This is a genomic window from Klebsiella sp. Shm-1 (genome assembly GCF_040804525.1).
Lineage (GTDB): Bacteria > Pseudomonadota > Gammaproteobacteria > Enterobacterales > Enterobacteriaceae > Klebsiella > Klebsiella pneumoniae.
This window is the reverse complement of record NZ_CP161823.1, coordinates 18546-38876: the sequence shown is the minus strand read 5'-3', so window position 1 is coordinate 38876 and position 20331 is coordinate 18546. Positions and strand designations below refer to the sequence as shown.

Below are 20331 nucleotides of genomic sequence, written 5' to 3'. Positions count from 1 at the left end.
AGGCATTGTAAAAACCAGCGCGCCGTCTGGCCTGAGACGGCGTCCAGGTAAAACCGGGAAAATTTCTTAGTTTTGCCCCGTTCGCGGCGAAAGGGTGAGCTACATCACGCTTCGCTGGCGGTACGCGGCGCCTGCGCGTTTAAAAACGGCAGCAGCAGCAGCGCGGAAATGCCGGCGGCAATCGCAATCACCACGAAGAATCCGGTCCAGTGCCAGATATCCATCACCTGCGCCAGCGGCCAGCCGGAAAGCGAGGCGCCAAGATAAGCGAACAGGCCGACAAACCCGGTTGCCGCCCCGGCGGCTTCTTTATGCGAACATTCCGCCGCCGCCATGCCGATCAGCATCTGCGGGCCGAAAACGAAGAAACCGGTAGTGAAGAAGCAGGCCGCCTGCATGACATAGCTGGCGAACGGCATCAGCCACAGGCCGCCAACCGACAGCAAAATTCCGGCGGCGAAAATCAGGTTCATCGGCCCACGGTTGCCGTTAAACAGCTTATCCGAGCCCCACCCCGCCACCAGCGCGCCGATAAAACCGCCCAGCTCAAACATGGTCACCGCCGAGTTAGCGGTCACCAGATCGACGCCTAGCGTCTCCGACATATACAGATTGCCCCAGTCGTTAATCGCCGCCCGCACCACGTACACCAGCACATAGCACAACGACAGCAGCCAGATGTAGGGATTGGCCAGCACGTAGCGGGTCAGGATCGCTTTACGAGACATCCCAGCGCCTTCCTGCTGCTGGGCGATTTCCAGCGCATCGTGACGCCAGTCGCCCACGGCGGGTAACCCCACCGCCTGCGGGCGATCGCGCAGCCGCCAGCACAGATACAGTCCGGCGAGGATCGCCAGACAGCCGGCGATGGTCATCCCGGCACGCCAGCCGTAGTGCAGCGCCGCCGCGCCCACCACCATCGGGATCAGCGCGCCGCCGACGTTATGCGCCGTATTCCATAGCGCCCACCAGCCGCCGCGCTCGGTCCGCGAATACCAGGCCGTCAGCAGTCGGGCGCACACCGGCGAGCCCCAGCCCTGGAAGAAGGCATTCAGCGCCCACAGCAGCGCGAAAGCCCATAGTGAGGAAGAAAAACCGAACAGAATATTCACCACCCCGGTGGCGATAAGCCCCAGCCCCATAAAATAGCGGGCGTCGGAGCGGTCGCTGACGATACCGGAGAAAAATTTCGACAGTCCGTAGGTGATATAGAACAGCGTGGCCAGCAGGCCAATATCGCTGCGGGTCAGGACGTTGCTGGCGAGAATTTCCGGGACCGCGGCGTTAAAGCTTTTGCGGGTGAAATAGAACAGCGCGTAGCCCAGCCAGATGGTCAACAGGATATGGCGACGCCAGTAGCGATAACGCGCATCAAGCTCGCGTTTATCGCTAATCGGCGCAGCGTCCGGCGGGGCTTTTAAAAAGGCGAACATCGGCGATCCTCTCAGGCGTAACGCAGCGGTAGATTGACGCACACCCGGGTACCATGGGTGCAGGAGATCGTCAGTGTGCCGCCCAGGGCGGTCACGCGCTCGCGCATGCCGGTCAGGCCGAACCCCTGCAGATTCGACCCCGGCGGCAGGCCGCAACCGTCATCTTCCAGCACCAGCATTAGTCGCTCATCCTGCTGCCAGCCCTGCAGAGTGACAGCGCTGGCGCTGGCGTGCTTGACGATATTATTCAGCCCCTCCTGGCAAACGCGAAACAGCGTCACGCGCTGGTTCTCGCTCAGTCCCGCCTCGTTAATCCGCCAGTCGAGATGGCTGACAATGCCGCGGTCCTCCAGCTCCATCTCGCGCATCAACGAACGTACCGCCTGCTCCAGCGGCAGGTCGTCGAGCTGACGCGGACGCAGACGGCCTAGCAGTCTACGCACCGAGTCGTAAACTCCCAGCGACAGCTGTTCTATCAGCTGACCGCTCTGGCGCACGCTGGCGTTGTCCGGCGCCAGCCGCTGTACGATCCCGGCCTGGGTGCGGATCGCGGTGATGGTCTGGCCGATATCATCATGGAGCTCGCGGGCGACGTCTCGCCGCACGCTCTCTTCGGTCTCCAGCAGGCGTTCCGCCAGCCGACGATTACGCGCCAGCTCGCTTTGTAATGACTGATTCAGCTCGCGTAGCCGCTGGATCCCCGCCCCCAACAGCAGCCCGGTGAGGCTCTGTGCCAGCAGGGAAAGCAATAAATCGACCGGGTGATCGTGCCAGGTCTGGCTGGCAATCAAGGCGATAGCGTTCATCAGGGTGGCGATCAGCGCTCCCTGCCAGCCGTAGTGCCAGGCGAGGGCGATAATCGGCAGCGCCAGACAAAACGGGGTAAAGCGGGAGAGCTCGGCGGGCAGGCCAAGCTGCAGCCACAGGCTAATGGTGAATAACAGCAGATACCAGATCAGATGCCGCCCGCGCCAGTTAACCGGCTGCGCCACCAGCGCCGGCCCCAGCGGCCGCCAGACGGTGCTGGTAAGATAGTGCCAGAAAACCAGGCAGGTCGGCGCCAGCGTCAGGCCGCCGGTCAGCGTCAACAGCAGGGCGTTAAGCCCCTCGTCCCCCTCCGCCAGCCACGGCAGCGATTGCAGCAGCGCGGCGGCCATTAACGCCCCGCCCTGACGCAACAGCGTCAGCCAGTCGCGCTGCTGCCGGTAGCGCGAGATCAACGCCACCGGCAGCAGAGTCAGCAGGCTTCCGGTCATCAAAATTATCGGGTGCGCCAGCGCCACCTCCTGCGCCAGCCAGAAGATAAGCAGCCACTCGGTTCCCAGCAGCACTGGCCAGTAGCCGCGGGGGCATTGCAGCATTAACCCCAGCCGCAGGCCAAAGGGAAACAGCAGCACCGCTAAATCCGCGCGTTCCACCAGATGCAGACTGATGCTCCACAGGCAGAACCAGGCGGCCGCGAAGATAAAGGCGCAGCCGATGACCGACAGCAATCGTGAGACGACGGCCTTCATTGCCAGCTATCGAACATGCGGCGCGCCAGCTCAACGTCGTTGCTGACGCCCAGCTTTTCCAGCAGGTTGGCGCGGTGTACGTGGACGGTTTTCGGCGACAGACCGAGCTCGGCGGCAATCTCTTTCACCGCCATGCCCTGCGCCAGCTTTTCCGCCACCTGACGCTCGCGTTTGGTGAGCGGATCCTGGCGCCCGGCGGCCAGCTTCATGGCGATATCCGGCGTGAGATAGCAACCGCCCGCCGCCACCGTGCGTACCGCGGCGATAAGTTCATCGGGGCTGCAGCGTTTCGACAGGAAGCCGCGCGCGCCGGCGTTCAACGCCTGCTCGATCAGCGCCGGGCTATCGTGTACCGACAGCATGATGGTCGCCATCCCCTTCGGTAGCTGGCTGAGCAGCTCCAGCCCGGAAATATCCGGCATTGAGATATCGCAGATACAGACCTGCACGCCGCGCCCCGGTAGCCCCGTCAGCGCCTCGCGGCCGCTACCAAATTCGGCGACAACCTGAAAATCAGCTTCCAGCCCCAGCAGCTGAGCAAAGCCGGAGCGGACAATCAAATGATCGTCAATAAGGGCGATGGTGGTCATGGTGTGTCCTGGTGCCTGAAAACGCCGGATGGCGGCGTAAACGCCTTATCCGGCCTACGGATTCACTGCCTGTAGGCCGGATAAGCGCAGCGTCATCCGGCAAAGGCGCTTACCTTAGCGATAAGCGCGTGGCTGTTCAAGCCTTGAGCGCTATTCGAAGAACACCGCAATTTTGTTAAACATGGTGGGATCGGACTGGTTACGCGCCACTTTGGTGACATCTTCCAGCTTTTCAATCTGGCTAATCATCTGCCCCAGTCGCTGGTCATCATTTACCAGGAGCCAGATGCGGCTGTGTTCGCTGCCCTGAATTGGCAGACAGAGAATGCCTTCGACGTTAAACGCGCGACGGGCAAAAAGCCCGCACACGTGGGTCATGACGCCGGGATGGTTGCGGACGGTGAGTTCCAGAATGACGTTATCACATTGTTTTTGCATGGCTTATTCCCCCACCATTTCAGTATTGGCCGCACCCGGCGGTACCATCGGATACACTTTCTGCTGTGCGTCGATGCGCACGTGGATCAGCGCCGGCCCCGGACGGTCGATGATCGCCTGCAGCGCCGCCTGCGGATCGACTTCATTATTTAAATCACAGGTTTGCAGGCCAAAACCGGCGGCAATCTGCATAAAGTTAATCATCCCCGGATAGGTGGCGGCAAAAACGCCCTGCTGATAGAACAGGCTCTGCTGCTGGTGCACCAGCCCCAGCGCTTCGTTGTTCAGCAGGATAATTTTTACATCCAGCTGATTTTCGGCGGCGGTGGCCATCTCCTGAATATTCATCATCAGGCTGCCGTCGCCGGAGAAGCAGATAACCTTGCGCTGCGGATTCGCCAGCGCCGCGCCGATCGCCGCCGGCAGGCCGAAGCCCATGGTGCCGAGGCCGCCGGAGGTCAGCCACTGGCGCGGACGATTGAGCGGGTAGGCCTGCGCCGTCCACATCTGGTGCTGGCCAACGTCGGTAGTAATGATCGCTTCATCATCCACGCAGGCGGCCACGGCGTTAATCAGGCCGTAATGGGAGAGCGGGTCGCTTTCCTGCGGGATGGCGCAGGGGAATTCGCGCTGCAAGTCGGCCACCAGCTGGCGCCATTCCTCGCGCGGCTGCGCCTCAATCTGCGGGTTCAGCTGGGCTAAGACTTCCGCCACATCGCCCTGAATCGCCACGTGCGGTTGCTTAATTTTGCCCAGTTCGGCGCGGTCGATATCGACGTGGATAATCTTCGCGTTCGGGCAGAACTGCTCGGTCTTGCCAATCGCCCGGTCATCAAAACGGGCGCCTAAAACAATCAGTAAATCCGCCTCCTGCAGAATGAAGTTGGTGCTGCGCGCGCCGTGCATCCCCAGCATCCCCAGCGACAGCGGGTGCGCCTTCGGCAGCATGCCCAGCGCCATTAAGGTCATGGTGGTCGGCAGGTTGGCTTTTTCCGCCAGCTCACGGATCGCCTGCGGCGCGTTAATCACCCCGCCGCCCAGATACAGTACCGGGCGTTTCGCCGCGTTGATCATTGCCGCCGCTTCACGCACGCTTTCAGGCGCGAATGCCGGTGCCGGGGCGCGCTCGCCAGGCTCAGGCAGCGCTTCCAGCTCAATGGTCGCCGACTGCACGTCCTTAGGAATGTCTATCCACACCGGCCCGGGACGCCCGGACTGGGCAATACGGAAGGCGTCGCTGATCACCTGCGGCAGCTCGGCAATGTCGCGCACCAGATAGTTATGTTTGGTGATGGGGATAGAGATGCCGTAGGTGTCCACTTCCTGGAAGGCGTCGGTACCGATCATCGAGGCCGGTACCTGGCCGGTGATGCAGACCAGCGGAATCGAATCCAGGCGGGCATCGGCGATCGCCGTCACCAGGTTCGTCGCCCCCGGGCCGCTGCAGGCCATACAGACCGCCGGCTTGCCTTCGGTACGCGCCATCCCCTGGGCGATAAAGCCCGCGCCCTGCTCGTGGCGCGCCAGGATGTGGCGGATTTGCGTGCTCTGGCTTAAGGCATCGTAGATAGGCAGGATGGAGCCGCCCGGAATGCCGCTGACCATAGTGATACCCTGGCGCTCCAGTAAATGAACAACCAGCTGCGCGCCGGTAAAGCGCATTGTGTTTGATGTGGTGCCCGAACTTGCCATGCTCCAGTCCTTTTCTTCTGGGCCGACTTTACCGGGGGGCTCGCCAACAAAAAACCCCGCTCGGTTTGCGCCGGCGGGGTTTGGAATTCGTGTTGTTCCGGACCCTACGGCGCATTGCCGACGACGACCACCACAGACACGACGACCACCGCGGCTGGCGCGGTTTTTAGTAGGGTCGAAGCGATCAGGGTTGCGTTCATTAGGGACCTGTTGTGTCGAAAAATAAGCTGAATTTATACAAACACAGGTTTTACGTTTTCACAATGGATTTATTTTCATCCACGAAAATTTGCGCGAAAGATCACAGTTCGGCGCAAAAGGACAGAAAACAAAAAACCCCGCCGGAGCGAGGTTTTTATCAGCATGGTTACAGGTGGTAGCCGCAAGCACACTGTATTACGTCAACGCCAAAAGTATACGCGATCGCTGCAGTTCGCGCAATTTAAGGTCGGTTTTTCTCTGTCATAGAGTATGGATGAGAGGGGCGGATTTGTCCAAAAAATACTGTTCATCCATACAGTATTTATCTATACTGGGTGTGTTCACTTTGTGCCATTCGGGGGCCGCAAGTTTGACCGGCGCAACGAAGTCCTGGCTGAAACGGGTGGTGCCGTCAGTGCCTTAACCCCGAGAGAGCACACTGTGTTACGTCAACAACGTGCAGTCACTGGCCCGCGCGGCAACGCGTGGTTCAGCGCTGCGCACCCCTGTCGTTGCAGGCGGCGGGCCGGGAAGCCGTTCATGGAAAGGACGAACTATCGGCCAGGGCAGACGCCGCCGGCGACAGGCAGGGATAAGCTGGCAACGGGCAGCGGAAAGGTACGTCAGCTTATTGTGCTCCTTAACCACAGGAGACGCGCGTATGGGCGGAATGGATATTATTATTTTGATCCTGAAACTCATGGTTGCTGTGTTGCAACTACTTGATGCAGTCCTGAAACAGTTCCGCTGATTCAGGTTCAAGTCGCACCTGAGGGGGGCGGGAAACCGCCCCCCTGCAGGCGCCCGCCGGGCGTCCCGGGATGACTTGATGGAGGAAGCTATGCCACCCCTGTTAATTGCCGCCACGACGCCGGATGCCCCGGGGTTCGCGGCGCTACGAATTGAAAGCCTTGAACAGCATTTCAATATGCTGCGCCGCCTGGCGGAAAACTGGCAGAGCGGCAAAAACCGCTTTAACGCGCCGGGCGAAACGCTGCTGGGCGCCTTCGTCAACCACCAGCTGGTAGGGGTATGCGGCATCAATAGCGATCCCTTCAGTCCGCAGCCGCGGGCCGGGCGCATTCGCCACCTCTACATCAGCGAACGCTATCGTCGCCGGGGCATCGGCCAGCAGCTGCTGGTCTCGGTTATCACCCACTCCAGCGCCTGGTTCGACTTTCTCAACACCCATGCCCCGGCGCAGGCCTGGCCCTTTTATGAAAGGCTTGGTTTTCGCCCGGTGTACGATGAACCGCGGGTGACGCATCGCCTGTTTTGTTCGCTTTAACCCCCGCTGGCAGGCAGCGCGGGCGCGTGTTACATTCCGGTGACCTTCACTGTTGAACCTGTCTGCGATGACCCTCACCGTATTCTGCATTTTGCTGTTCGCCGCCCTGCTGCACGCCAGCTGGAACGCTATCGTCAAAGCCAGCGGCGATAAAATGTACGCGGCGATCGGCGTCAGCGGCTCGGCCGCGCTGATCGCCCTGGTGATGCTCCCCTTTGCCCCGCAGCCCGCGCTGGTCAGCGCCCCCTATCTGCTGGCGTCGTGCGCGTTACAGGTGGTGTATACGGTGCTGGTGGCGAAGACCTACCAGGTATCGGATATGAGCCAGACCTATCCGCTGATGCGCGGCACTGCGCCGCTGCTGGTGGCGGCGATAAGCGTGCTGTTCCTCGGCGATCGTCTGTCGCCGCTGGCCTGGCTGGGCATAGGCGTCATCTGCCTGGCGATTCTGGCGATGGCCTTTAACGGCCGCGCCAGCTCGCGCAAAGGCATCGTGCTGGCGCTGATCAACGCCTGCTTTATCGCCGGTTATACGCTGGTGGACGGCACCGGCGTCCGGCTGGCGGGCTCGGCGCTGGGCTACACCCTGTGGACCTTTTTTATGAACGGCTTCTGCCTGCTGTGCTGGGCGATGGTGGCGCGACGGCGTGAGGCCAGTCGTTATTTACGTCAGCACTGGAAAAAAGGCATCCTCGGCGGGATCGGCACCATGGGCTCCTACGGCCTGGCGCTATGGGCGATGACCCAGGCCCCGCTGGCGGTGGTCGCCGCGCTGCGTGAAACCTCCATTCTCTTCGGCGCGCTGATCGCCTTTATCGTCCTGAAAGAGCAACTGATGCCGCTGCGCATCGTGGCCGCCTGCGGGATTGCCGCCGGGGCGATCCTCCTGCGCCTGGCGTAGCCTGAGATGGCAACATTAGTTGCCGTTCCTGTTTACATAATCTGCCTGGAATTCCCTCAACAATCGGCACTTTGCAGTTGTTCTGTCATTTTAATATGGTAGATTCCTCCATCGTTTACGGGATGTGCCAGTCACATATTCTTCATTTCTCTTTACTCACAAAGTATTCATCGACATGAAACGGCATAAGAACTTCAATTTGTTGTTGATGCTGGTACTGCTGGTGGCCGTCGGCCAGATGGCGCAGACCATTTATATTCCGGCCATCGCCGACATGGCGGTCGCGCTGAACGTCCGCGAAGGGGCGGTACAAAGCGTGATGGCGGCCTATCTGCTGACCTACGGTATTTCACAGCTGTTCTACGGCCCGCTCTCTGACCGCGTCGGTCGCCGACCGGTGATCCTCGTCGGGATGTCGATTTTTATGCTGGCGACGCTGGTAGCTATTACCACCCATAGCCTGCCAGTGCTGATCGCCGCCAGCGCCATGCAGGGGATGGGCACCGGGGTCGGCGGCGTGATGGCGCGTACCCTGCCCCGCGACCTGTACGAAGGCGCTCAGCTGCGTCATGCCAATAGCCTGTTAAATATGGGTATTCTGGTCAGCCCGCTGATTGCCCCGCTGCTCGGCGGCATCCTCGACACCCTGTGGAGCTGGCGCGCCTGCTACGCTTTCCTGCTGGTCCTGTGCGCCGGGGTGACCTTCAGCATGGCGAAGTGGATGCCGGAAACGCGCCCGGAAGGGGCGCCGCGCACCAAACTTCTGGCCAGCTACAAAACGCTGTTCGGCACCGGCGCCTTTAACTGCTATCTGCTGATGCTGATCGGCGGCCTGGCGGGGATTGCGGTATTCGAAGCCTGCTCCGGGGTGCTGATGGGCGCGGTGCTCGGCCTGAGCAGCATGGCGGTGAGTATTCTGTTTATTCTGCCGATCCCGGCGGCGTTCTTCGGGGCGTGGTTTGCCGGCCGCCCCAACAAGCGTTTCCCGACCCTGATGTGGCAGTCGGTGATCTGCTGCCTGCTGGCGGGTCTGATGATGTGGATCCCTGGACTGCTGGGCATCATGACCGTCTGGACCCTGCTGGTGCCTGCGGCGCTGTTCTTCTTCGGCGCCGGGATGTTGTTCCCGCTGGCCACCAGCGGCGCGATGGAGCCGTTCCCGTTCCTCGCCGGAACCGCCGGGGCGCTGGTGGGCGGCTTGCAGAATATCGGCTCCGGCGTGCTGGCCTGGCTGTCGGCGATGATGCCGCAAACCGGTCAGGGCAGCCTCGGCCTGCTGATGATGCTGATGGGCCTGTTGATTCTGCTGTGCTGGCTGCCGCTGGCCTCGCGCTTTACCCACCATCAGCAGCCGGTATAAGCGCGGCGGCCGTTCCCCGGATGGCGGCTGACGCCTTATCCGGGCTACCGGACTGGTCGTCTGCCGGCCCGCGCATGCGCAGTGCCGTCATTTTGCCGGGTGGCGGCTCACGCCTTACCCGGCCTGCCCAACAACTCCGAGGGATAGCCCGGCTCTTTTTCAGGTCAGGCTATGCAGCCACTCGATAAAGGCGTCGATTTTCGGCCACTGACGGCCCGGCAGGGTGGTCACATAGTAGTGCTGATGGCATTTCAGCGTCATATCGCCGAACGGGGCGATCAACTCCCCACTCTCCAGCCGCTTCTGCACCAGCCGTTTACGCCCCATCGCTACCCCGACATGATTCATCGCCGCAATCACCGCTAAATCAGAACGATCGAAGCCAATGCCCGACGATTGCGGCAGTTCAATCCCAAATTGTTGTGCCCAACTGAACCATTCATCGGTGCCGGAATCATTGCTCCATGCCTGGCGATCGTGAAGCAGCGTACAGTGGCGCAGACTGGCAGGATTTGACGTTAACTGCAGCTGGCGGGCGTAATACGGCGTACATACCGGCACGATCGCCTCATCCATCAGAAAATGGTGGCTTAGCTGCGACGACGGCGCGTCATCAAAATAGATTGCCAGATCGATACCCGCCCGCTGCAGGTTGACGTTATCGTTGCCGGTCAGCACGGTCAGCGAGATGGCCGGGTAGCGGCGACTGAAATCCCCCAGCGCCGGCACCAGCCAGCACTGGGCGATAGAGGGCCGCGAGTAGACCGTCAGACTGCCGGAGAGCTCCTGGTTTTTGATGTCCAGAATCTCCTGATTGAGACCATCCAGCGACGCCTTCAGCGCCCAGTAAACGCGCTTCCCTTCACGCGTCAGCTCCACTTTGCGGTGCGAGCGGACAAAGAGCTGGATCCCCAGCTCCTCTTCCAGCTGATTAATCCGGTGACTGACGGCGCTTGGGGTGAGCGCCAGCTCGTCGGCGGCAAGGGCGAACGACTCGTGCCGCGCCGCCACCTCAAATGTCGACAGCCTGGAGAGTTGCCAGCCGTTCAGCAACCGGGTACCTAAGGTTTTTAGCACATCCACTATGCGCTCCTGGCGATAAAAGGGAGTCTGGATGATAAAAAAATAACGCCGGAACTTCCGCTAAAGGATGAGTTAATTTGACCCATAGCATATTTAGAGGTCACTTTTAGAGCTAAATCACCTTTTTGATTCAATCTGGCTCATCTGAAAGGTCATTTATATCGTTTGTCAGCCCATGCCGAGTTTCTGTTCAATAACCACACGTTACTTACGGCGAGGTGGGGTATGGAATCGCAAATTTGGGTTGTGAGCACATTGCTGATTAGCATCGTGTTAATTGTATTAACCATCGTCAAACTGAAGTTTCATCCGTTTCTGGCGCTGCTGCTGGCAAGCTTTTTCGTTGGGGCGATGATGGGAATGGGCCCGCTGGAGATGGTCAACGCCATTGAGAGCGGGATCGGCGGTACGCTGGGCTTCCTGGCGGCGGTGATCGGTCTCGGCACCATTCTCGGCAAGATGATGGAGGTCTCCGGCGCGGCGGAGCGCATCGGCCTGACGCTCCAGCGCTGCCGCTGGCTGTCGGCGGATGTGATTATGGTGCTGGTCGGCCTGATCTGCGGCATTACCCTGTTTGTCGAAGTCGGGGTGGTGCTGCTGATCCCGCTGGCATTCTCCATCGCCAAAAAAACCAATACTTCGCTGCTGAAACTGGCTATTCCGCTGTGTACCGCGCTGATGGCGGTGCACTGCGTGGTACCGCCGCATCCGGCCGCGCTGTTCGTGGCGAATAAACTGGGGGCTGACATCGGGACGGTTATCGTCTATGGCCTGCTGGTCGGTCTGATCGCCTCGCTGGTCGGCGGCCCGCTGTTCCTCAGGCTGCTCGGCAACCGCCTGCCGTTTAAACCAGTGCCAGCCGAGTTTTCCAACCTCGACGTTCGCGAAGAATCGACGCTGCCGTCGCTCGGCGCTACGCTGTTTACCGTGCTGTTACCGATTGGCCTGATGCTGGTGAAAACCGTCGCTGAACTGAATATGGCGAAAGGCGGCACGCTGTATACAGTGCTGGAATTTATCGGCAACCCCATCACCGCGATGTTTATCGCCGTCTTTGTCGCCTATTACATGCTCGGCATCCGTCGGCAAATGGGGATGGGCGTTCTGCTGACTCATACCGAAAACGGCTTTGGTTCCATCGCCAACATCCTGCTGATTATCGGCGCCGGCGGCGCATTCAACGCGATTTTGAAATCCAGCGGCCTGGCCGATAGCCTCGCGGTGATCCTGTCGAACCTTGATATGCACCCGATTTTGCTGGCCTGGCTGGTGGCGCTTATCCTGCACGCCGCCGTTGGCTCCGCCACCGTGGCGATGATGGGCGCTACCGCCATCGTTACCCCGATGCTGCCGCTTTATCCCGGCGTAAGCCCGGAGATCATCGCCATTGCCATCGGTTCCGGCGCCATTGGCTGCACGATCGTCACCGATTCCCTGTTCTGGCTGGTAAAACAGTACTGCGGCGCCAGCCTCAGTGAAACGTTCAAGTACTACACGACAGCGACATTTATCGCGTCGCTACTTGCACTGGCCGCCACCTTCCTGCTTTCTTTCATTATCTGAGCGCAAAGAGACGTATGATGAAACACGCTGACCTGACCACCTTAACCGCGACCTTCCCGCTTGTGCAGGATCTGATCGCCCTGAAAGAAACCACCTGGTTTAACCCGGCAACCACCACCCTGGCGGAGGGGTTGCCTTACGTCGGTCTGACCGCCGACGATGTGCAAGACGCCCATGCCCGCCTTCAGCGCTTCGCGCCCTATCTGGCGGCAGCCTTCCCGGAAACCGCCGCGAGCGGCGGGATTATCGAATCAGAAGTGGTTGCCATTCCGGCAATGAAACGCAGCCTTGAGCAAAAATTCGGCCAGCCAATTAGCGGCGAACTGCTGCTGAAAAAAGACAGCCATCTGCCGATCTCCGGATCAATCAAAGCGCGCGGTGGGATTTATGAAGTGCTGACCCATGCGGAAAAGCTGGCGCTGGAAGCCGGGCTGCTGACGACCGCAGACGATTATCGCAAATTGCTGACGCCGGAGTTTAAACAGTTCTTTAGCCAGTTCAGCATCGCCGTCGGCTCCACCGGCAACCTTGGGATGTCGATCGGCATCATGAGCGCGCGCATTGGTTTTCAAGTCACGGTGCATATGTCCGCCGATGCCAGGGCGTGGAAAAAAGCCAAACTGCGCAGCCACGGCGTAACGGTGGTTGAGTATGAAGAGGACTATGGCGTGGCGGTCGAACAGGGGCGCAAGGCAGCGGAATCCGACCCGAACTGCTTTTTTATCGATGATGAAAACTCGCGCACGCTGTTCCTCGGCTATGCTGTAGCCGGCGAGCGCCTGAAAGCGCAGTTCGCGCAAGCAGGACGCGTGGTCGATGCCGATCATCCGCTGTTCGTCTATCTGCCGTGCGGCGTCGGCGGCGGCCCCGGCGGCGTGGCATTTGGCCTGAAGCTGGCCTTCGGCGAACACGTTCACTGCCTGTTCGCCGAACCGACCCATTCGCCATGTATGCTGCTCGGCGTCTATACCGGGCTCCACGACCAGATAGCGGTGCAGGATTTAGGCATTGATAACCTGACCGCGGCCGACGGTCTGGCGGTCGGCAGGGCGTCCGGGTTCGTTGGCCGGGCAATGGAGCGCCTGCTCGACGGGTTCTATACCCTTGACGACCAGACGATGTATGACATGCTGGGCTGGCTGGCGGCAGCGGAAAATATCCGCCTTGAACCCTCCGCGCTGGCCGGGATGGCCGGACCGCAGCGCGTCTGCGCCAGCAAAGCGTACCATCAGCTGCAGGGGCTGGGTGAGCAACAGCTGCAGCAGGCCACCCACCTGGTGTGGGCCACCGGCGGCGGCATGGTGCCGGAAGAGGAGATGGCGCAGTACCTGGCGAAGGGGCGCTAATCTTTAGCGCAGCAGCGGCATCAGCGCCTCTGGCGGCCGCTGCTGTCGCCGCAGGTCCCGCATCACTCGCATATAAGGCCCGCTAAAATCGTAGAACTGCCGGTAACCCGCGCACAGCGGGTCTTCCTGTTCGCCACAGCGGCACAGGCGCAGCCACGGGCAGCCGTAGCAGGCGCTGTTGGCCGCCGGCGCGTCTGGCTGGGTCAGCGTCTCCCCGCACCAGGCGCTCAGCGTCTCGCTAAAAAGTAAAATATTGATGCGCCCAATATCTTCCCGCACCCAGCGGTGAAAGACTGCGCAGAGAAACTCTCCCCAAAGCGCGGCGTCGCCGGCCGCCAGCTGCGGAATAAAATGGATAGCGGTGAGCCCCTGTTGACGAAGCTGTGCATAGAACGCCTGCGGTTGATGGCAATGATGCGCCTCCACCACGACAGCCTGAAAGGGAGTGTCATGTTGCTGGCCGGGGGCATGAGTGAGAGGCAAATTCGCCGGACATCCTGTCATGACATATCCCTAATGAATAAAACGATCGGTTGAAGGTGAGTAACAGCAAACAGGAATGCCAGAGAAAGTACTGCGAGTGCGATCAAAAATTTGTCACGAACCGCCCGCGGCTGTAAAAAATCGCTATCGTCGACGTCCATCAGATGACGACGGCGGGTATAGCCCCAGAGGATCACCGCCACAATCGCCAGCACGCCGATCGACAGCCAGAACGGCAGGCCGGCGCGGTGCCAGCTGTGCTTAATCGCCAGCGCCATCAGCGCGCCGTAGCCCAACAGGGTGCGAAACCAGGCCAGCGAGGTGCGCTCTGGCTGAAGACCGGGATCGCTTTCCCGCCGCGCCCGGCGTTTATCCGCCATACACCACCAGCAGCATCACCGCGCCCACCACCGCCAGCAGCAGAATGCTAATCACCAGCAGCGTGCGGGTATAGGGAAGGTCCTGCTTGAGGCGCATCGCCTTCTCGTTATTCAGCCAGCGCAGATAGCCATAGATGGCCATGCCGCCGGCAAAGAGACACAGCAGCAGGGCGAGAATTTCACGGATCAGCGGCGTGGCAAAGTCCGGCGCTAACTGGTCAAGGCCGACGCCGGCGGCGAGAAAACCGAGCGCCGTGCGGATCCATGCCAGAAAGGTGCGTTCGTTAGCCAGCGAAAAGCGGTAATCCGGCGCTTCGCCGAGGCGGGAGATTTTCATTACAGTTCCTTGTTCATCGCGCTGCAGGCTTCAGCATAGCGTAAATCAGGAACCGGGGAGAAGAACCGGCGCCCCGCAGGGCGCCGGTATTACAACGGGGATTAATGCAGCTCAGGCCAGTAATCTTTGTTGGCGGCAATGAGGTCGTCGAGGATCGCTTTCGCCACCGAGGCGCTCGGCACGGTTTTCGACAGGGTAATCGCCTGCCACAGCTTGTGGTACGAGCGCTGTTCCCAGGCATCGACCACCAGTTTTTCCACTGCCACCTGCTGGCTCATCAGCCCTTTCTGGAAATGCGGGATGTCGCCTACCGTCAGCGGCTCCGGTCCGTTGTGGCCTACCAGACAAGGGATCTCCACCATCGCGTCGGCGTCAAAGTTATGGATCGCGCCATTGTTCGGCACAATCAGCAGCATCCTTTCCTGCGTGTTAAAGGCGATAGCCGTCGCCAGATCGACGATATAGGAGGCATGCTCGTCAATCTCCAGATCGCCGGCGGTGGATTTCCCGGCGGCGATGATCGCCCGGCAGGCGCTGAAGACGTTTTTCTCCCGATGATCCATCACCTCATTGGCGCGGGTGCGTTCCGGGTTGGAGTGGGCTACCACATAGTCCGGGAACAGATAATATTTCAGGTAGGTGTTCGGCATGGTCTGCGGATCCAGCGCCTGCACATCTTTCGCTTTGGCAAAGGTGTCGTTCCAGCTGGCCTCGGTGTGCGGATCGTTCGAGGGCGGCACATAGCCGTATTTCGCCACATATTCGCGCAGTTTCGGCATCAAATCATTGCCGTCGAGGTCCTCAATCGACGTCCACCAGCCGAAGTGGTTGAGGCCGTAGTAGCGCACGCGCATCTGTTTACGGTCTTTGAGGCCGACAATCTGCGCCATCCGCCCTTCAATGCCGATCGGCATATCGCAGATGTTGAGGATTTTGGCGTTCGGCCGCAGACGACGAGTGGCTTCCGCCACAATCGCCGCCGGGTTGGAGTAGTTAAGCATCCAGGCGTTCGGCGAATATTTTTCCATATAATCCACCAGCTCCAGCACGCCGCCGATAGAGCGCATACCGTAGGCGATCCCGCCCGGTCCGCAGGTCTCCTGGCCCAGCACGCCGTGGCGTAGCGGGATTTTCTCATCCTGTTCACGCATCGGATATTTCCCGACGCGGATATGCGCCATGACAAAATCAACATCGGTAAACGCCGCCTGCGGATCGGTGGTATAGCTGAACTCAATCTCCGGTGCCTGCTCTTTGAGGATCACTTTGCACGCCTCGGCGATGGTCTCCTGCCGCGCGCCGTCGTTGTCATAAAATTTCAGCGACCGCAGCGGAAAACGATCCTGGTTTGCCAGCAGCATCAGGACAATGCCCGGGGTGAAGGTGCTGCCGCCGCCTGCGATAACAACTGAGAATTTTTTCATGATACTGCCTCCGTCATGGTGGTATGTTCGGTCGAAAGAGAATCTTTCATCAGGTTTTCCAGCTGGTCGCGCACCTGGGGAACGTGCAGGCCGACGATGACCTGAATCCCGTTGCCGCGGCGTACTACCCCGTGGGCGCCCAGCGCTTTAAAGACGTCGTCACTTTGCGTTTTCGCCATATCGACCAGCGCGATGCGCAGTCGGGTGGCGCAGTTGTTGATGCTTTCAATGTTGTCGGCGCCGCCGAGGGCCTGCAGGAAGCCAGCGGCCTGACCCAGCCGGGTCTCTGGCGCGGCGGCGGCCGTGGTTTTACCTCGTGCCGCCTGGTAATCGGCCTTGCTGTAGAGCTTGATTTCGCTCTCTTCCCGGCCAGGCGTCTTCAGGTTCAGACGCAGGATCAGGGTACGGAAGACTACGAAGTAGAGGGCGGTGAAACAGAGGCCGATGCCTATCTGAATGAACATCATCGAAGCGTGGTGATGGAACATTGGGATCCAGTTTTGCGGCAAGAATTGATCGAGCAGGCCGCCGCCGAAGTTGCCCACCACGCCGCAGATGTACATCACCGTCGCCATGGTCGCCGCCAGCACCGCGTGAACGGCGAACAGCAGCGGCGAGATGAAGAGGAAGGTGAACTCCAGCGGCTCAGTGATCCCGACCAGCATCGCGGTCAGGGTGGCGGGGATGAGCAGGCCGGCGACCTTGACGCGGTTTTCCGGCGCGGCAGTGAAGTAGAGCGCCAGCGCAATCCCCACCGAACCAAACACTTTCGAGTTACCGTGCAGGGCAAAGCCGCCCTCCGGGAACAGCGTCTTCAGCGGTTCCGTACTCTGACTGAACGCCTGCAGATGCTCTGCCCAGTAGACCTGCAGTCCGCCCTCCACCACCGCCGGGCCAAAGATGAACGGGCCATAGACGAAGTGGTGCAGGCCGGTGGGGATCAGGATGCGCTCAAGGAAGATGTAAACCCACACCCCAAGCGCCCCGGCTGAGCGCAGAAAGGCCTGCAGCGATTCAATACCCAGCTGGACCTTTGGCCAGCCGAGCAGGGTCAGCCAGGCGCAAGGGATCATCGCGAGGAAGGCGACAATGACCACAAACGATGAACCCTGAAAGATGCCGAGGAATACCGGCAGGGGTTTATCGAAATAGCGATTGTGCAGGGCCGTCACCAGACCGGAGATGACGATGGCGCCGATAATGCTGGTGTCGAGGGTTTTAATCCCGGCAATCATCGTCAGGCCGCTGCCGGCCGTGGGTTCAGCGGAAAAATCGACGCCGAAGAAGTGGCCCCAGGTCATCCCCATGGCGTTGATAAAGTAGTTCCAGGTGAGAAAGCTCACCAGCACCGCCAGACAGGCCCGGCCCTGGGCCTGTTTCGCCAGGCCGATCGGCAGACCGACGGCGAAAATCAGCGGCATATTACGAAAGACGGTCCAGCCGCCCTCCTCAATGATGTGAACGATCTGGGCAAACAGGCTGTCGGGTGCGGTCAGCGCTTCGCCGACGAACATCGGGTTGCGCAGCATGATGGCGATACCAACCACAATTCCGGCAAAAGGGAACAATAAAACCGGGGTAAACATGGCGCCGCCAAAGCGTTGTATTTGACTGAGCATTGGGAAATCCTCATGTAACAACTCGTAGGGTGAGTGGCCTTCTTTTTCTTGATTACCGGCCTGACTGGAGAATAAAAATTTGCCCGTCCGACAACATGCCGCGCCGTTGCGATTCGTGATCCCATTCATGGTTTTAATTTGGCCAAAGTTGTCTACTTCGATAACAAAAGTTAGACATCGATAAGTCAGGCAGCGAAATTAACTAAATGAATGTGTCTTAATTGATTGTAATTAACCTACTTTTTTAGAAAAAAGAGGACAAAGCGACATCCCCTTTTCCTGCACAAGAGGACTACTGGTGATCTACAAATCCATTGCTGACCGCCTGCGGCTGCGGCTGAATTCCGCCGACTTCGCCATCGGCAGCCCGCTACCAGGAGAGAAAAAACTGGCCGAGGAGTTCGGAGTGGCGCGCATGACTATTCGCAAAGCCATCGATCTGCTGGTGGACTGGGGATTGGTTGTGCGTCGCCACGGCTCGGGAACTTACGTGGCGCGTAAAGACGTCCATCATGAAACCAGCAATCTGACCGGCCTGGCGGAAGTGCTGCGCAAGCAGGGTAAAGAGGTGGTGAGTCAGGTGCTGGCCTTCGAGGTGATGCCCGCCCCGCCGGCCATCGCCAGTCTGCTGCGGATTAAAATTGATGAACGGATCTACTTCTCACGGCGGGTGCGCTACGTCGACGGCAAGCCGCTGATGCTGGAGGATAGCTATATGCCGGTGAAGCTGTTCCGCAACCTGTCGCTGAGTCATCTGGAAGGGTCGAAATTTGATTATATTGAGAAAGAGTGCGGGATCATCATCAGCGGGAACTATGAAACGCTGACGCCGGTGCTGGCGGACAAGCAGCTGGCGCGCTCAATGAACATCCCGGAGCAGACGCCGCTGCTGCGTATTACCTCCCTTTCCTACAGCGACAGCGGCGAGTTTCTTAACTATTCGGTCATGTTCCGCAACGCCAGCGAGTATCAGGTGGACTATCACCTGCGCCGCGTCCAGGCGCAAAGCCCGCTAGCTTAGCCCCCAGAACAGCACGGCGAGTAGCTGCGGGGTGATAATGCGCAGGAACATCACCAGCGGATAGACGGTGGCATACGAGAGCGCCGCTGCGCCGCTGGTGGCGTGCAGGTTGTTGGCGAAGGCCAGCGCCGGCGGGTCGGTCATGGAGCCGGCCAGCATGCCGCACAGCGTCAGATAGTTCATTTTCGCCAGCATGCGCGCGAGGACGCCCACCGTCAGCAGCGGGATGGCGGTGATGAAAATACCGTAAGCGATCCAGCTCAGACCATCGCCCTGGGTCAGGGTGGCGACAAAGTCACCCCCCGATTTTAGCCCGACCACCGCCAGAAACAGCACGATCCCCAGCTCGCGCAGCGCCAGGTTGGCGCTCGGCGGCATAAACCAGTACAGCTTGCCGATACTGCCGATACGCCCAAGGATCAGCGCCATAATCAGCGGCCCACCGGCCAGTCCCAGCTTCAATGCTGCAGGGAAGCCGGGAATAAACAACGGGATAGATCCCAGCAGTACCCCGAGTCCGATGCCGATAAACACCGGCAGCATCTGGACCTGCTGCAGCTTCTGCTGAGCGTTACCCAGTTCGGCGGCCACGGCGTCAATTGCCTCCGGACGGCCGACCAGGTTGAGGATGTCACCAAACTGCAGGCTGGCGCTGCTGCTGGCTACCAGCTCGACGCCTGCCCGGTTAAGCCGGGAGATCACTACGTCATAGCGCTGTTTGACGTGCAGATCGCGTATTTTCTTCCCCAGCACTTTTTCGTTAGTGACCACCACCCGCTCCACTTTCAGATCGGTGCCGCGCGTCGACAGCGAGGTCGCCACCTCCTGGCCTATCACCAGCTGCGCATTGTGCAAATCCTCAGGTCGCCCCACCAGGTGCAGCAGGTCGCCAGCCTGGATAAGGGTGCCCGGCGCAGGCACCATCAACAGCTCACCGCGTTTCAGCCGCGAACAGACGATGTTGTCGTTGTTGAGCATCGGCACATCCTGAATCGCCATCTGGTTGAGGTTGGGGTTTTCCACCCGCACGTTGATGGTGTGTAAATGGGCGTGGCCGTTACCGCTGCTCTCCTCAAACCGCTGGGCCTCTTTCTCGACATTGATGCGAAAGAACAGACGCACCAGCCACATGGTCAGCAGAATGCCGCAGATGCCGAACGGATACGCCATCGCGTAGCTCATCCCCATCTGATCAACCACCTCGAACGGCACCCCCAGATCGCGCAGAATTTGCTGCCCGGCCCCCAGCGCTGGCGTGTTGGTCACCGCACCGGAGAAGATACCGAGCACCACCGGGAGAGGAATATTGAACAGCTTATGCAGCACCGCGGTCACCAGGCCGCCGAGGATAACGATAAGGATAGCGAACAGATTGAGCCGCAGGCCAGAGACCCGCAGCGAGGCGAAAAAGCCCGGTCCCACCTGGATGCCGATGGTGTAGACAAACAGGATCAAGCCGAATTCCTGAATAAAATGCAGCATCGGGCTGCTGAGGGCGACACCCGCCTGATCGACAAAGTGGCCGACGATAATGCCGCCAAATAACACGCCGCCAATACCAAAGCCGACGCCGCGGATTTTGACATTGCCGATCCACAACCCAACCACCGCCACCAGCGCCAGCACGCTGACCGTCAATGCTATCTCACTCATGGTAC

At 60.0% G+C, this 20331-nt stretch carries 22 protein-coding genes; 8 read left to right on the top strand and 14 right to left on the bottom strand.

Annotated elements, in window-relative coordinates; genetic code table 11:
• Positions 1 to 104: 104 nt before the first annotated feature.
• From AB1E37_RS00195 to ivbL, 6 genes are all read right to left on the bottom strand, one after another.
• Entirely contained in the window at positions 105 to 1433 is a 1329-nt protein-coding gene (locus AB1E37_RS00195) for an MFS transporter (RefSeq protein ID WP_004145056.1), read from the bottom strand.
• Positions 1434 to 1444: 11 nt separating this feature from the next.
• Positions 1445 to 2926: a signal transduction histidine-protein kinase/phosphatase UhpB gene (gene uhpB / locus AB1E37_RS00190; protein WP_020324525.1), complete on the bottom strand. Its 1482-nt coding sequence runs from the start codon at positions 2924 to 2926 to the stop codon at positions 1445 to 1447.
• 17 nt (positions 2927 to 2943) lie between these two features.
• Complete coding sequence (uhpA, locus tag AB1E37_RS00185; protein WP_002923282.1) at positions 2944 to 3537, bottom strand: transcriptional regulator UhpA; 594 nt, start codon at positions 3535 to 3537, stop codon at positions 2944 to 2946.
• A gap of 150 nt (positions 3538 to 3687) precedes the next feature.
• Positions 3688 to 3975, bottom strand: a complete 288-nt coding sequence (gene ilvN, locus AB1E37_RS00180) for an acetolactate synthase small subunit (protein ID WP_002923283.1) — start codon at positions 3973 to 3975, stop codon at positions 3688 to 3690.
• 3 nt (positions 3976 to 3978) lie between these two features.
• Entirely contained in the window at positions 3979 to 5667 is a 1689-nt protein-coding gene (ilvB, locus tag AB1E37_RS00175; protein WP_004173858.1) for an acetolactate synthase large subunit, read from the bottom strand.
• Positions 5668 to 5771: 104 nt separating this feature from the next.
• Entirely contained in the window at positions 5772 to 5867 is a 96-nt protein-coding gene (gene ivbL / locus AB1E37_RS00170; protein ID WP_002923286.1) for an ilvB operon leader peptide IvbL, read from the bottom strand.
• A 12-nt stretch (positions 5868 to 5879) separates the two neighbouring features.
• Here ivbL and AB1E37_RS00165 point away from each other — a divergent pair, with 12 nt between their 5' ends.
• The 5 genes from AB1E37_RS00165 to emrD all read left to right on the top strand — a co-directional run bounded on the left by AB1E37_RS00165 (position 5880) and on the right by emrD (position 9417).
• Complete coding sequence (locus AB1E37_RS00165) at positions 5880 to 6047, top strand: hypothetical protein (protein ID WP_004150272.1); 168 nt, start codon at positions 5880 to 5882, stop codon at positions 6045 to 6047.
• A 452-nt stretch (positions 6048 to 6499) separates the two neighbouring features.
• The gene (tisB, locus tag AB1E37_RS00160) at positions 6500 to 6619 is read left to right on the top strand and encodes a type I toxin-antitoxin system toxin TisB (protein WP_004145059.1); all 120 of its coding nucleotides are present in this window, start codon (positions 6500 to 6502) and stop codon (positions 6617 to 6619) included.
• A 90-nt stretch (positions 6620 to 6709) separates the two neighbouring features.
• Positions 6710 to 7156: a GNAT family N-acetyltransferase gene (locus tag AB1E37_RS00155; RefSeq protein ID WP_002923294.1), complete on the top strand. Its 447-nt coding sequence runs from the start codon at positions 6710 to 6712 to the stop codon at positions 7154 to 7156.
• 67 nt (positions 7157 to 7223) lie between these two features.
• Positions 7224 to 8057, top strand: a complete 834-nt coding sequence (locus tag AB1E37_RS00150; protein ID WP_002923296.1) for a DMT family transporter — start codon at positions 7224 to 7226, stop codon at positions 8055 to 8057.
• Positions 8058 to 8232: 175 nt separating this feature from the next.
• Complete coding sequence (gene emrD / locus AB1E37_RS00145) at positions 8233 to 9417, top strand: multidrug efflux MFS transporter EmrD (RefSeq protein ID WP_004181587.1); 1185 nt, start codon at positions 8233 to 8235, stop codon at positions 9415 to 9417.
• Between the two features lie 159 nt (positions 9418 to 9576).
• Here the strand turns inward: emrD and dsdC are convergent, their stop codons facing one another.
• Positions 9577 to 10500 (bottom strand): DNA-binding transcriptional regulator DsdC, encoded by a 924-nt coding sequence (gene dsdC / locus AB1E37_RS00140; protein WP_004150274.1) that lies wholly within the window; start codon positions 10498 to 10500, stop codon positions 9577 to 9579.
• Positions 10500 to 10634, bottom strand: a complete 135-nt coding sequence (locus AB1E37_RS00135; protein ID WP_004145063.1) for a hypothetical protein — start codon at positions 10632 to 10634, stop codon at positions 10500 to 10502. The genes dsdC and AB1E37_RS00135 overlap by 1 nt, the downstream gene beginning before the upstream one ends.
• A 91-nt stretch (positions 10635 to 10725) precedes the next feature.
• Between AB1E37_RS00135 and dsdX the strand changes: the two genes are divergently transcribed.
• Positions 10726 to 12063, top strand: a complete 1338-nt coding sequence (gene dsdX / locus AB1E37_RS00130; RefSeq protein ID WP_032447957.1) for a D-serine transporter DsdX — start codon at positions 10726 to 10728, stop codon at positions 12061 to 12063.
• Between the two features lie 17 nt (positions 12064 to 12080).
• On the top strand, positions 12081 to 13409 hold the full coding sequence (gene dsdA / locus AB1E37_RS00125; RefSeq protein ID WP_032447958.1) for a D-serine ammonia-lyase: 1329 nt from the start codon (positions 12081 to 12083) through the stop codon (positions 13407 to 13409).
• A gap of 3 nt (positions 13410 to 13412) precedes the next feature.
• On the opposite strand, the gene AB1E37_RS00120 is transcribed toward dsdA, so the two are convergent.
• The 5 genes from AB1E37_RS00120 to AB1E37_RS00100 form a co-directional block, all read right to left on the bottom strand.
• Complete coding sequence (locus AB1E37_RS00120; protein ID WP_032447959.1) at positions 13413 to 13835, bottom strand: hypothetical protein; 423 nt, start codon at positions 13833 to 13835, stop codon at positions 13413 to 13415.
• Positions 13836 to 13909: 74 nt separating this feature from the next.
• On the bottom strand, positions 13910 to 14272 hold the full coding sequence (locus AB1E37_RS00115) for a DUF202 domain-containing protein (RefSeq protein ID WP_002923304.1): 363 nt from the start codon (positions 14270 to 14272) through the stop codon (positions 13910 to 13912).
• On the bottom strand, positions 14262 to 14609 hold the full coding sequence (locus tag AB1E37_RS00110; RefSeq protein WP_032447960.1) for a YidH family protein: 348 nt from the start codon (positions 14607 to 14609) through the stop codon (positions 14262 to 14264). The genes AB1E37_RS00115 and AB1E37_RS00110 overlap by 11 nt, the downstream gene beginning before the upstream one ends.
• Before the next feature lie 101 nt (positions 14610 to 14710).
• Positions 14711 to 16033 carry a 6-phospho-alpha-glucosidase gene (locus AB1E37_RS00105; protein ID WP_002923306.1) on the bottom strand — a complete coding sequence of 441 codons (1323 nt, stop codon included), beginning with the start codon at positions 16031 to 16033 and terminating at the stop codon, positions 14711 to 14713.
• Positions 16030 to 17652: an alpha-glucoside-specific PTS transporter subunit IIBC gene (locus AB1E37_RS00100; RefSeq protein ID WP_002923307.1), complete on the bottom strand. Its 1623-nt coding sequence runs from the start codon at positions 17650 to 17652 to the stop codon at positions 16030 to 16032. Before AB1E37_RS00100 ends, AB1E37_RS00105 begins: the two co-directional genes overlap by 4 nt.
• Positions 17653 to 17950: 298 nt before the next feature.
• Here AB1E37_RS00100 and AB1E37_RS00095 point away from each other — a divergent pair, with 298 nt between their 5' ends.
• Positions 17951 to 18673, top strand: coding sequence for a GntR family transcriptional regulator (locus AB1E37_RS00095; RefSeq protein WP_016946142.1), 723 nt, complete (start codon positions 17951 to 17953; stop codon positions 18671 to 18673).
• Here the strand turns inward: AB1E37_RS00095 and AB1E37_RS00090 are convergent.
• Complete coding sequence (locus tag AB1E37_RS00090; RefSeq protein ID WP_015959172.1) at positions 18665 to 20326, bottom strand: putative transporter; 1662 nt, start codon at positions 20324 to 20326, stop codon at positions 18665 to 18667. The genes AB1E37_RS00095 and AB1E37_RS00090 overlap by 9 nt on opposite strands.
• Between the last annotated feature and the right edge of the window lie 5 nt (positions 20327 to 20331).

Coding starts and splice junctions, on each gene's coding strand:
- AB1E37_RS00195 (WP_004145056.1), bottom strand. CDS start 1,433: ATGTTCGCCTTTTTAAAAGCCCCGCCGGACGCTGCGCCGATTAGCGAT.
- uhpA (WP_002923282.1), bottom strand. CDS start 3,537: ATGACCACCATCGCCCTTATTGACGATCATTTGATTGTCCGCTCCGGC.
- ilvN (WP_002923283.1), bottom strand. CDS start 3,975: ATGCAAAAACAATGTGATAACGTCATTCTGGAACTCACCGTCCGCAAC.
- ilvB (WP_004173858.1), bottom strand. CDS start 5,667: ATGGCAAGTTCGGGCACCACATCAAACACAATGCGCTTTACCGGCGCG.
- ivbL (WP_002923286.1), bottom strand. CDS start 5,867: ATGAACGCAACCCTGATCGCTTCGACCCTACTAAAAACCGCGCCAGCC.
- AB1E37_RS00155 (WP_002923294.1), top strand. CDS start 6,710: ATGCCACCCCTGTTAATTGCCGCCACGACGCCGGATGCCCCGGGGTTC.
- AB1E37_RS00150 (WP_002923296.1), top strand. CDS start 7,224: ATGACCCTCACCGTATTCTGCATTTTGCTGTTCGCCGCCCTGCTGCAC.
- emrD (WP_004181587.1), top strand. CDS start 8,233: ATGAAACGGCATAAGAACTTCAATTTGTTGTTGATGCTGGTACTGCTG.
- dsdX (WP_032447957.1), top strand. CDS start 10,726: ATGGAATCGCAAATTTGGGTTGTGAGCACATTGCTGATTAGCATCGTG.
- dsdA (WP_032447958.1), top strand. CDS start 12,081: ATGAAACACGCTGACCTGACCACCTTAACCGCGACCTTCCCGCTTGTG.
- AB1E37_RS00115 (WP_002923304.1), bottom strand. CDS start 14,272: ATGGCGGATAAACGCCGGGCGCGGCGGGAAAGCGATCCCGGTCTTCAG.
- AB1E37_RS00110 (WP_032447960.1), bottom strand. CDS start 14,609: ATGAAAATCTCCCGCCTCGGCGAAGCGCCGGATTACCGCTTTTCGCTG.
- AB1E37_RS00105 (WP_002923306.1), bottom strand. CDS start 16,033: ATGAAAAAATTCTCAGTTGTTATCGCAGGCGGCGGCAGCACCTTCACC.
- AB1E37_RS00100 (WP_002923307.1), bottom strand. CDS start 17,652: ATGCTCAGTCAAATACAACGCTTTGGCGGCGCCATGTTTACCCCGGTT.
- AB1E37_RS00090 (WP_015959172.1), bottom strand. CDS start 20,326: ATGAGTGAGATAGCATTGACGGTCAGCGTGCTGGCGCTGGTGGCGGTG.